Origin of the sequence: uncultured Enorma sp., from assembly GCA_905210055.1 — a bacterium.
Lineage (GTDB): Bacteria > Actinomycetota > Coriobacteriia > Coriobacteriales > Coriobacteriaceae > Enorma.
Window position 1 is genome coordinate 1 of record CAJLVH010000051.1, and the last position, 11,484, is coordinate 11,484.

Below are 11,484 nucleotides of genomic sequence, written 5' to 3' on the forward strand. Positions count from 1 at the left end.
GAGTAGATCCGGGCGCGAGCCAAAGCGCTCATCCGCCATGCGCTCTGGGGCATAGCGGCGTCCCAGCACCTCCTGCATGGAGAGGAAGTCGTTCGCCTCGCCGGTGATACTCCGCACGCGAAAGCGCCGGTACTGCCCTTTATCCGCTCGGCCGTTCGTGAACACGACCATCGATGCCACGGTAAACGCACCATGGATGGTCGAAATGTCGAAGCACTCGATGCGCAGCGGAGGCGCAGGCAGCGCGAGCGCGCTCTCGAGCTCGAGGAGCGCCTGGTTCGTACGGTCGTCCGCATACCCCGTGCGCATCATGTAGCGCACGAGAGCGTGCCGGGCGTTGCGCTCGCACATCTCGAGCAGGTGCCGCTTCTCGCCGCGCTGCGGACGGTGCAGCCGGCATACGTGCCCGCGCTTCTGCGTGAGCCACTCACCCAGCAGCTCGGCGTCCTCAAGGTCAACCGCCACATCTACCTCGGATGGGATGTCGGAGGTCTCGTCGTAGTAGCGTTTGATGAAGCCCGCGACGAGCTCGTCTTCGCCCACATCGAGCCCCTTGTCCAAGATGAACTCGCAACTGCGCTGCATGCGGCCGTCGCGCACGGCGAACACGCACGCGCCGGCGATGGTCTCCTCCCGGAAGAACCCCACGACGTCGATATCCACCCGCGAGGGGAAGACGACCTGCTGACGGTCGTCGAGGCCATCGATCACCTCGAGGCGGCGCTTCACACGAGCCGCGCGCTCGAAATCGAGGTCCGCGGCGGCTTCGGCCATCTCGGCTTTGAGCTCATCCACCACCTCGCGGCGACGGCCGGAGAGGAAGCGCTCCACGCGCCGCACGTTGCCCGCGTACTCCTCCGGCGTCACGGCACCCACGCACGCCCCAGGGCCGCGCCCCACGTGATAGTCGAAGCACGGGCGCCCCTTCTGCGCGCAGATGAGACCCAAGATGTCCTCATCTCCCGCATGCGCCGCAATGAGCCGACGCGTGCGCTTCCACTCCGCGCAGGTAGCACTGCAGATGGGTATGACCTTGCGGATGGTGTCGATCACGTCGCGCGCGGCACGGCTGTCTGTATACGGGCCGAAGTAGCGCGTGCCGCTCTTGTGCTTCTCGCGCGTGTATTTGATCGCTGGGAAACGGTCGCTTCTCGTGATGGCGATGAAGGGATAGCTCTTGTCGTCTTTGAAGTCGACGTTGAAGTATGGGCGATACTGGCCGATGAGCTCGCGTTCCAAGACAAGCGCCTCGTGCTCGGAATCCACCACGATGTAATCGAAGCTCTCCACGAGCTGCATCATGAGCGGGATCTTCGCGCGTTCATCCGAAAGCGTCACGTACTGGCGCATGCGCGCACGCAGGCTCTTGGCCTTGCCCACGTATATGACCGTGCCGGCAGCATCCTTCCACAGATAGCAGCCGGGCTGCGTAGGCACCTGCGCGACCTCTTCGGCGAGGCGCGCGAGATGCTCGGTGCCGGAGAAACGGGCGGCGGCACGGATGCCGACTGTCGACACGCCCGCCGTCTCCTCGCTGCTCTTGGAACCAGGATCGGAGCTCATCGACGATCCCAGCTACTTGAACAAACGACGATAGAGCTTGAGCGCACCGTCCCACACATGGTAGAGCGGCGAGAGCGGTCGGTCGAAGGTGCCGATCCACACCGTGGGCTCACCGGCAAAGAGCAGCTTGAACGTGCTCACGCCACCCTCGAGCAGGCCGTTCATGTCGTACAGCGCCGCGCCCGACTCCTTCGCTGTGCACATGGCATGCCATTTGAGCAGGTAGTTCGCGCGCAGACGCTTGCCTTCGTCCGTCACGCCTCCCCACAGCTCGAATGCTGTGCCCGAGGTCGTGATGTTCCACAAAAACGCAAGCGGCCGCCCCTCGATCTCTGCGATGAACACCTGGTTCACATCTGCGCATGCCGAGAACGCCGTGCGGTAGTACTCGTCGGAATGGAGGAAGAACTCGTCGGTCTCGGCGGTGTGGTGGTAGATATCCATGATCGCATCGAGGTCGGCCTCGGTCGCGCGGCGAACCTCCACACCGGAGCGACCGGCCTTGCGAATGTACTGGCGCGCCTTCTTGGAGTGAAGGCCGGCCATGATCTCGTCTTCGGTAGGAGCGAGGTCGATGGTGGCCGTGTTGGGCAACGTGATCTTTTCGGCAGGCTCCCACGGGGCAGGCATCGTCACCTCCTGTGCGGTGACGGCAGGCTCGATCTTGAGCGATACGGCAGAGACGTTTGCACGGCACCACGCGGCGACATCGTCGGCGACCTGTGGGACATCCGCCGCATGGTCCGTTACCGGCCCGCGCGGGGCATAGCAGATGTGCCCGAACGGCCAGGGGAGCTTCCGCACGAGCACCTGGCAGGCACCTTCGAACGAGCCGTCGCGCTCGACCACGATGCGCCGAGCCGTCCAGGAGCCCGTGCGCTCCTTGAGCTCGCCCCAACCCCATGCCTGCATGGGATGACCAGCATGCGCATTGACGATCTCGTCCCACGCCTGTGCATCGGTGACCTCGCGGTATTCAGCCATGAGTCTCCCGTCTCTCCTCGTTTTTTCCAATCGCTTACTCTATCATGTCGGCCGTTGCCGAACGCTCCCTTGCACCAAGATGACACATTGGTATAATAGGTAGCCGCACATGCCGATGTAGCTCAACGTTAGAGCACCGGTCTCGTTTTCCGGGGATGCAGCGTTCAACTCCTGCCATCGGCTCCAGCAGTCTCTTCGCGCCGCCTTCGAGCGGCGCTATTCGTATATGTCCCAACGCATCATTTCCCCAGAAGGGTTTTCGCCGAACGATTCGCTATAATCCCTGCCACACGAGCCGTCTACTGAACCGTGCGATACCGCCAGACGCTGATGCCCTCGCCGCCGGAGGTGGTCTCGCCCAAGCTCTCCACCTGCTCGGCCGCGACCTTTGAACCGGAATGCTCGGAGAGGTAGGTCGCGATCAGCTCGGCCTGGTATGCGTAGCTCACCGTGACCATATCATCGGCATCCACCAAGTTGAGCAGGAAACCCTCGCGCGTAAGCCCCACGCGCGCGAGGAACGTCTCCCACGAGGGGGTGTAGTACTCGTACCCGCCGATGAACACCGCGTTTTCCGGCTGCTCCCAGGAATCGAACGAGATGATGTCGTCGTTCATGACGATGCCCTGCGTATTGGTGAAGAGCACGAGCTCGTCTTCGTGCGCAGCGAGATACGCCTCGGCGCGCGGCGTGAGGTCGTTCGCGAGCGACGCCTGTAGCGGTCGCACATAGGTGAGGCAGAGCAAACCGAGCGCGCCCGCGTACGCGACCACGCCGAGCACGGGTACCACGCGGCCGAGGAATGTCCCAAGCCGATGCGCGGGCTCATCGTCCTCCCCCTTCGTCGGAATGAGACAGCACACCGCAAGCGCGAAGAGCGCCACCACGAAGACGGGGAGGAACACGTGGATCTTGAGGCGGGCACGCAAGAAAATGACGAGGAACTCGCAAACCGCGATGATGGGAATCGAAAGCGCTAGCGCGCACGCGCCCGCGGAAAGTCGCCGAGCAGCGCAGATGAACCCCGCCGTGGCGAAGAGCACCACCACGAGCCCGAACACGTATGCCGTAAACGATATACGGGCGACGATGCCCGAAAGCATCGTTTGAATCCCGTAGTCTTCGACCACCGTACCGACGCGCTGGAAGGTGTCGAGCGAGTAGGTATCCGCATCCACGAAGAGGAACTCGTAGATCATATCAACGTCCGTTTGGGAGAGCTCGGGAGCGACTTCCTGCACGTCTGCATAATCGACCTCGGGATAGTCGGCGATGGCTTGCGCCGCTTTGAACGTCTGCTCGAACTCCTCCCATCCCGGCGTGACCCGCCAGGCGATGATGCCCGCCGCATAGGAGACCACCACCGCCGCGATGACACCCATGGCAAATGCCATGGTGCGGGCGTTGCGGTTGCATATAATCGCCCACACGAGGAAGGGCACGAAGAGCGCGATCGCAGCGAAGCCCGACTCCGGTCGCAGCGAGAACCCCTCGACGATGAGCGCGAATGAGAGGACATCCGAGGCGCGGAACCCGCGCGGCCTGCAGAACGCCGCCCGCCGCAGCACGAGCGCAACGCCCGCCGCGGTGGCGACGAAGGCGACGATCGTATAGGTGAGGTACACCGTGACCATGACCTCTGCGAGCGCGAGCGCGACGGCTAAAAACACCTTGAGCGGCGTCGCTGCGCGGGATGAGAGCACCACGACCCCCATCGCGGCGCTCGAGATCGCGATGAGCGCGAGAAGCGCCACGGGGAACCACGGAACGGCAGGGATCAATGCATAGAGCCACGATATGGGAGCGCTGAATGCCACGAGCGAGTAGAGCATGAGATAGCCGGGCGTGTCGAAATACGCGCCACGTGCGTAGAGATCCTGCATGAAATCGTCCGGCATGGCGTACTTCGGCATCTGGATAAGGCAGACGAGCGCCACGATCGCCACAGCTACGGCGATGCACGCGGCGACGACGCTCCATTCTGCACGGGAGGGCTCTCCCTCAGCAGTCTGAGTCTTCATATGCTTTGCCGTCTGCACCATACTTTGCTCCCTCGAACGCTTGCAGCATCATACAACAGCATGCAGACGGGATCCGCGGCAAACCCGTTCGAACCGCAAGCCGAAGGACTGGGATGCAGGCTAAACCCAGCGGATGCGTCGACAGGGCAAGACGATGCCGTCATGCACCGCCATCTCGCGCGGGACACTTTGGAAGATTCGGGTAATTCAAGGGGTTTTTCGCCAGTAGGCTATAATCGCAGGCGACTGAACGGCCGCTCGGCCGAATATCATCCATCTAGCTACGGAGACCACATGCCTGCTTCCGTCACGCCCACACGCACCGATTTCATCCCCGTCGTCCTGGGCGGCGATATTGGGTCGTACGCGCTCATCCGCGAATTCCACGAAGCCTACCACATCAAGAGCATCGCCTTGGGCCCGGGTTTCATCGGCGCGATCACCCACTCGAAACTCGCTGAGCTCCGCTTCATCGAAGCCTATACGCCGGAGCTTCTGCTCAAAGCGCTCGAAGAGGTGCACGCCCAGCATCCAAGCAAGACAATCGTGCTCGTCGCGAACACGGACCCGCTCATCGAGACGCTCGAAGAGCTCCATGCCGATCTGCCCGAATATGTATCATGCACCATCCCGCCGCGAGCCGCGTTCGATGCCGTATGCGACAAGGGCACCTTTGCCGAGCTTTGCCGCAAGCACGGGCTCGAGGCACCGCGCACCGAGGTCGTGCATCTCGCCGGAACGGAGCCCATCGCGCCCTCCGCGATCCCCTTCCCCGTCGTGGCCAAGCCCGCGGTCTCCGCCGGGTACTACGACACGTTGCTCAAAGGGTTCAAGAAGGTGTACTTCGCGACTGAGCAGGCCGAGCTCGACGAACTGTGGCAGGGACTGCGAGCATCGGGTTTCACCGGCGACTTCCTCGTCCAGGAGCTCATCGGCGGCGACGACACCTACATGGACTCGCTCACGCTCTACATCGGCCGCGACGGACGCCCGCGCCTGCTTGGAGCGGCGCAGGTGCTCCTCGAGGACCACGCGCCCGCGATGCTCGGCAACCCCGTCGCCATGGTCATTCGCGAGAAGCCCGAGCTTTGGGAGCGTGCCTCCGCGCTCTTGGCCGACGCAGGCTACCGCGGCTTCGCGAACTTCGACGTGAAGCGCGACCCCGCCACGGGGCGCGAGGTGTTCCTCGACTGCAACCCGCGCATGGGTCGCAACTCCTACTACAACGTCGCCGGCGGCGTGAACCCCATGGAAGTGCTCGTGCGCGACGCGCTCGACGATACCGGCGACGAGGTGCGCATCGCCAAGAACCCTGCGCTCTACACCCTCGTTCCCTGCTCGCTTTTGCGTCGCTACGTCCGCGACAAGGCGCTCCTGGCCGAGGTTGACGACCTCATCCGCCAAAAACGCGTCTTCGATCCGCAGCGCTATGCGCACGACCGAGGGCTCCGTCGCATGATCGACGTCGAACTCACGGAGAAGAACCAGTTCAGGAAATTCGCACGCTATTATCCCGAGGCGACGGACACCTCGTTCTAGAGAACCGGGCGGAGCCGCGGCCATGCGCCGCCGTACCCGCCTCTTCGAGTGAAAGGCAGCAGCCATGGCGCAATCGAATACCACCGGAAGCGCGCTCGTACACCTGCGCGAGGCGCTCGCCCAGCGCACCGGCACCCGGGCATGCGATTGGCACCTCGTCTTCAAAGCCCGCTACGGCATGCGCGAGGTCTTCCGCACCCTCCGCGAGGTGCGCGGAGAAGGGTGCGTGGTCACGACGCTCTTCACCGGCTGCACCGCGGCGGACTCCATCGTGGCGTCTGGTCTCGCGCCCGCATACGCCGATATCGATCCTGCGACGCTCACCGTCGACGCTCAAGCGCTTGAGGTGGACGAGGATGTGCGCGCGGTGATCGTGCAGCACTCATACGGCATGATCGATTGTGCCAAGACCGCTGCGTGCGCCGCAAAGGCCCATGCCGCCGGGGCGCTTCTCGTCGAGGACAGCGCTCACTGCGTTGCCCGCATGGCGCGCGACGCCGCAGGCAAGCCCATCGCCGACATCTCCATCCATTCGATGGGCATCGAGAAGCAGCTCGGCGTGGGGTTCGGCGGAGCGATCTGGGTGAACCCCGCCATGGACGATGCAGGCCTCTACGCCGCGCTCACCCGCGCCTTCGAGACGCTGCCGCCGCTTCCCGAGAAGATCGACGCCGCCGTTCGCCGCTATCGCAATCAGAACCGGGTACTCGCGCATCTTCCGCGCGCCGTGAGCGGGCAGGCGAGGGCGCATCTTGCCGCAACAGGCCGCCTTGAGCTGCCCGTTGCGGACATGGAACGCCGCGGCCGCCTCCCCTATCCGTCTTACCTGCCGAGCGAGTGGATCGCGCAGAGGATTCTCGACGGCCTCTCTTCGCTCAACGAGGACGAAGCGAATCGCATCGCGTGGACGAAGGGCTACCTCGAGGCGCTGGAGGGGCTTAACGGCATCGAGATCCCCGAGGCGGCACGCACCGTCGCTCGCGAGCAATCGCTCATCCGCTTCCCTATCGTGCTTCCCAGCGAAGCCGCAGCGGATCCGCTCATCGCGGAGCTCCGCGGCAGCCACCTGTATTGCGTCGACTGGTACCGGATGCCGTTCTACCCCGGTGCATTCGAGCTCGCACCCTATAACATGTCAGAAGGCGATCCGCGCTACCAAGACTTCTTCAAGCGCTACGGCGGCATCGTGGGGCTTCCCACCGATATCGACATCGCGCGCCTACCCGATGCGGTCGAGATCGTCCGCCGCCACATCCAAGCATAAAACCCGCTTTCTGCGCAGCCCATTCGATCTCGCCGCACCGTCTCCCATCATGTTCTCAATTAACAACATGATGGGAGGCAGCCCGGTCGACGCTCCAACCTAAGCCCGCTTGAGCAGGCGGGAGATGCGGCGGAAGATGCCATCGAAGAAGGGTGATTCAGAGACGCCCATCATATACGCGACGCCGAACGACGCCACGATAGCCGGAATGCCGGCCCCCGCAACGAACAGGATGCCCATGAGCGTACCGCTCGGCTCACCGAGAACGAAGGTGAGCACGTGGAGCACAACCCAGCCCACGGCAGAGCCCAGAATGCCGAAACCGAAGGCGCGGAGACTCGGCGCCACGATGGAGCGCAACCCGAATGCGCCGATCTCGCGGCGAATCGAGATGAGCGAGATCACATCCACGGCGAAGAAGAGGAATGTCGAGCTCAACGGCACGACGTAGAGCCCGTAGATCGGCGTGAGCACGATGCAGAACGCCACTTGAATGACGGCGGCAACCACGCTCGCAACCATGTAGATCTTCATGCGCATGAGCGACGAGCACACCTTCTGCAGATACGTCGACACGCCGTAGAACGGCAGCGCGAGCGACTGCACCTGAAGGTAGGTTGCCGTGAGCATCGCGTCCTCCGCATCGAGACCGCCAAGGATCGCGACGAGGTAGGGAGCGAACGTCATGAGCAGCAGCATGCAGGGAATCGTGGTGAAGCCGACCTTGCGGATGCCCGAAGCGACCGTGCGGCGGTACGCATCCATGCGCTCGGCGACACGGTAATTCGAGAGCTCGGTGAACAAGGCTGTGGTGATGGGGATCACGAGGATGGAATAGGGCAGCACGTACCACACGCGCGCATAATACGAGATCGCGGCGCCGTTTGCGGTGACCTGGAGCGCACACGACGACTGCACGGCGTTCGTGGGAAACGACGAGAGCATGATGATGAGCGTGGGGAGCCCGATGGTGAGCGTCTCTTTGATGGCCGGATCGTGCAGATCAACCCGGAACCGCAGGCGAACGCCGTGCCTGCGCAGCGCAGGCAGCTGGATGAAGACCTGCGCCGCAACGCCGAGCGGATTGCCAACAGCAAGGATGATGAGCCCCTCGAGCCAACCCACGACGCCACCCTTCACCAAGAAGGCATAGAGCGAGAACGAGGCGATGGTGATGACGTTGTTCACGATGGGAGCCGCGGTGCTCCACCAATAATCGCGCTCGGCGTTGAGCACGCCCGAGATCACCGACGACATGCCGTAGAGGATCACCTCGAAGGCAAAGAAGCGGAAGAACCAGACCGCGAGCTCGAAATCAAAGGCTGCATCCGCCCCTGCAGACTGCGTCCACACGATGGGCGCGGCGAAGATGAGGCAGGCCACGGAAAGGACGCCCATGACGATGAGGACGAGCGAGAGCAGGTTCGAAGCGTACGCTGCCGCCCCCGTACGGCCGAGCTTGCCGCGCACCGAAAGATATACCGGTAGAAACGACGTGATGAGCATGCCACCCATGACGAGCTCGTACAGCATGTTCGGCAGATTCGAGGCGACGGTATAGCAGCTCGCCACCGACATGAGTGCGCCGGAAAGGGCGTTCGCCTGCGCCATCGTGCGACCGAAGCCGGTGATGCGGCTGATGATGACGAGCAGGCTCGCGCCATTCGCCTTGCGCGATACGAGCTCCTCGACCTCTTCCTCGGACTCTTGGCCGGGAATCGGCACCGCGGTCTCACTCCTTGGTTCGAGCTCCGTCATCTTCTCCGCATACCTCCCCTATACATGACAGCGCCCCCGTCAACCGAGGGCGCTGATCCGAATCGAGCTGCGCGCGGGCGCCGCCAGCCTTATACCGGCGAGCCGCCGCCGGCGAAGTTTCCGCCCGTGTAGAGCGTGCTCACCACGACGCCAACACCCGGCGAGGAAGCATGGACATACTGTCCGCCACCGATATAGATGCCCACGTGGTAGATCGCACTACCGCTGCCGCCATGGCCCCAGAAGACGAGATCGCCCGGCGAAAGGTAGCTCGTGCTGTACACGAGATGGCCTTTCCCCGCCACGATGTTGTACTGAGCCTGCGAGGAGTGGGTGATCGAGATACCCATCTGGCCGTAGCAGTAGGTCACCAGGCCGGAGCAGTCGAATGTGTTGGGTCCTGCGGTCGCAAACACGTAGCCCTTCCCCTTCTGCGCGAGCGCTATGTCGACCACGCTCGAGGGCGCATTGCCGGAATCGGTGTTCGAGGAATCATTGTTGCCGCCGCCGTTGCTGTTGCCGCCGCTGTTATCGGCATTCGAATCGCCGTTGTTCCCCTGCTCTTCGCGGTCGGCCTGCTCGGCCTCCTGACGCGCAGCCTCCTCGGCGGCACGGCGAGCTTCCTCTTCGGCAAGCTGCTGCTGGAGCTCGCTATCGAGCCCCTCGTAATACGCCTGCTGCTCGGAGACCTTCGCCTGGATTTCGGCGGTCTTCTGCTCTTGCTCTTCGACAAGCTGCTGCTGCTCCGCCTCCTGCTCGGCGAGGTCCTCGCGGCGCTGCTGAAGCTCTTCGCGCGTCGACTTGACTTCCTCGACGAGCTCGGAGTCGTAGTCGATCATGCGGTTGGCGTAGTAGAACCTCGTGACAAGCTCTTCGAAATCGGACGCGCCCACGATCACGGAAAGCGGGCTGCTCGACGTATCCTGCTTGTACGATTCGGCGAGACGCTCGGAGAGCTTCTCCTGCCCCTCTTCGAGCTTCACCTCGAGCTCGGCGATATCGTCCTCGGTCTGAGCGATCTCATGCTGCGTGCTTTCGAGATCCTGCTGGAGCTGGTAGAGCTCGTTGCTCGCAGACTCAAGCTCGTTGGCATATTGGGTAAGCGTGCTATACGCCTCATTGACCTGCGCCTGAAGCTCGCTCGAAGGGGTGGCGAGCGCAGAAACCGGGAACGTACCCAGTGCAAGAGCAGCGGAAACGAGCAGCGTGAGAGCCCGTGAGGTGTGTTTCGAGTGCATAGGGGAAGATCCTCTCATTCGCTAACAGCCATAACTATAGCAAGCACACCGAACACCGAGCCCGGGTTTGGAGATTCTTCAAGCTATAACCAAAGCACCTTCACAGAATGCCTGTGGACAAGATCCTATCGCGTGATCGCGGCGACGATGGCGCCGGTGAACGCCACGAGGTCGTCCGGCGCGACGGCGAGCCGCACGCCGCGCCGGCCACCGGAGATGTAGATTTCGTCCCACAGCTCGCAGGTCTCGTCGATGATCGTGGGGAAGCGCTTCTTCATACCTATGGGCGAGCATCCCCCGCGCATATAGCCCGTCACCGGCACAAGGTCGCGCACGTGCATCATGCTGAGCGCCTTCTCCCCCGCCACGGAGGCTGCGCGCTTAAGATCGAGCTCTTCGGCAACGGGTATGCAACACACCACATGACCGCCGCTGGGCTTCTCGGTGACGAGGGTCTTAAAACCTTGACCGGGATTCTCGCCGAGCTGCTCGGCGACATGGATGCCCGAGAGATCGCTCTCATCGACCTCGTACGTTTGAACCTCGTATGCGATGCCCGCGCGGTCGAGCTCGCGCATGGCGTTCGTCTTCTGCAGCTTCTCCCGTTTGGCCATGGACGTCCTTCCCCGGTATATGCAATCGCCCCGTTCCCGCCATTTGGGACGGAGGTTATTGGCTGGTGCTTCCCCGTCGCGTGCAATCAACCCCGCGACTTGTTTACATGGCGCGGTTTTCGCACACGTTACTTTGCCTGGCGGGCACGGTCACGTTCCAGAATGGGCGCTAGGAAGCGACCCGTGTAGCTCTCTGGGCAGGCGGCGACCTGCTCAGGCGTACCCGAGACCACGATGCGCCCGCCGCCGGAGCCGCCCTCAGGCCCCAGGTCGATGATGCGGTCGGCCACCTTGATCACGTCGAGGTTATGCTCGATCACGAGCACCGTGTTCCCCGCGTCCACCAAGCGTTGAAGCACGTCGATGAGCTGGCGCACGTCCTCGAAGTGCAGGCCCGTGGTGGGCTCGTCCAGGATGTAGAAGGTCTTGCCGGTCTGGCGGCGGTGCAGCTCCTTGGCGAGCTTCACGCGCTGCGCCTCGCCGCCGGAGAGCGTCGTGGAGGA

8 protein-coding genes, 1 tRNA gene and 1 pseudogene are annotated in these 11,484 nt (G+C 63.2%); 3 read left to right on the forward strand and 7 right to left on the reverse strand.

What is annotated here, in order from left to right:
• Together QZ079_RS04790 and QZ079_RS04795 are read right to left on the reverse strand one after the other, a co-directional pair.
• On the reverse strand, positions 1-1,563 hold a 1,563-nt coding region (locus QZ079_RS04790), incomplete at its 3' end, for an excinuclease ABC subunit UvrC (protein ID WP_297035775.1).
• A gap of 12 nt (positions 1,564-1,575) precedes the next feature.
• The gene (locus QZ079_RS04795; RefSeq protein WP_297035778.1) at positions 1,576-2,547 is read right to left on the reverse strand and encodes a peptidoglycan bridge formation glycyltransferase FemA/FemB family protein; all 972 of its coding nucleotides are present in this window, start codon (positions 2,545-2,547) and stop codon (positions 1,576-1,578) included.
• 111 nt (positions 2,548-2,658) lie between these two features.
• Here QZ079_RS04795 and QZ079_RS04800 point away from each other — a divergent pair.
• Positions 2,659-2,733 (forward strand) — tRNA-Thr (locus QZ079_RS04800).
• Between the two features lie 113 nt (positions 2,734-2,846).
• Here the strand turns inward: QZ079_RS04800 and QZ079_RS04805 are convergent.
• Entirely contained in the window at positions 2,847-4,589 is a 1,743-nt protein-coding gene (locus tag QZ079_RS04805; RefSeq protein WP_297035780.1) for a hypothetical protein, read from the reverse strand.
• Positions 4,590-4,862: 273 nt separating this feature from the next.
• Between QZ079_RS04805 and QZ079_RS04810 the strand changes: the two genes are divergently transcribed.
• On the forward strand, positions 4,863-6,107 hold the full coding sequence (locus QZ079_RS04810; RefSeq protein ID WP_297035783.1) for an ATP-grasp domain-containing protein: 1,245 nt from the start codon (positions 4,863-4,865) through the stop codon (positions 6,105-6,107).
• A 64-nt stretch (positions 6,108-6,171) separates the two neighbouring features.
• On the forward strand, positions 6,172-7,371 hold the full coding sequence (locus QZ079_RS04815; RefSeq protein WP_291288411.1) for a DegT/DnrJ/EryC1/StrS family aminotransferase: 1,200 nt from the start codon (positions 6,172-6,174) through the stop codon (positions 7,369-7,371).
• A gap of 99 nt (positions 7,372-7,470) precedes the next feature.
• Here the strand turns inward: QZ079_RS04815 and murJ are convergent, their stop codons facing one another.
• From murJ to QZ079_RS04835, 4 genes and pseudogenes are all read right to left on the reverse strand, one after another.
• Positions 7,471-9,129 carry a murein biosynthesis integral membrane protein MurJ gene (murJ, locus tag QZ079_RS04820; RefSeq protein WP_297035788.1) on the reverse strand — a complete coding sequence of 553 codons (1,659 nt, stop codon included), beginning with the start codon at positions 9,127-9,129 and terminating at the stop codon, positions 7,471-7,473.
• A gap of 89 nt (positions 9,130-9,218) precedes the next feature.
• Positions 9,219-10,367: a C40 family peptidase gene (locus QZ079_RS04825; protein ID WP_297035791.1), complete on the reverse strand. Its 1,149-nt coding sequence runs from the start codon at positions 10,365-10,367 to the stop codon at positions 9,219-9,221.
• 125 nt (positions 10,368-10,492) lie between these two features.
• Positions 10,493-10,981: a Cys-tRNA(Pro) deacylase gene (gene ybaK / locus QZ079_RS04830; protein WP_297035794.1), complete on the reverse strand. Its 489-nt coding sequence runs from the start codon at positions 10,979-10,981 to the stop codon at positions 10,493-10,495.
• A gap of 128 nt (positions 10,982-11,109) precedes the next feature.
• A pseudogene (locus tag QZ079_RS04835) lies at positions 11,110-11,484 on the reverse strand (excinuclease ABC subunit UvrA); the annotation flags it as partial.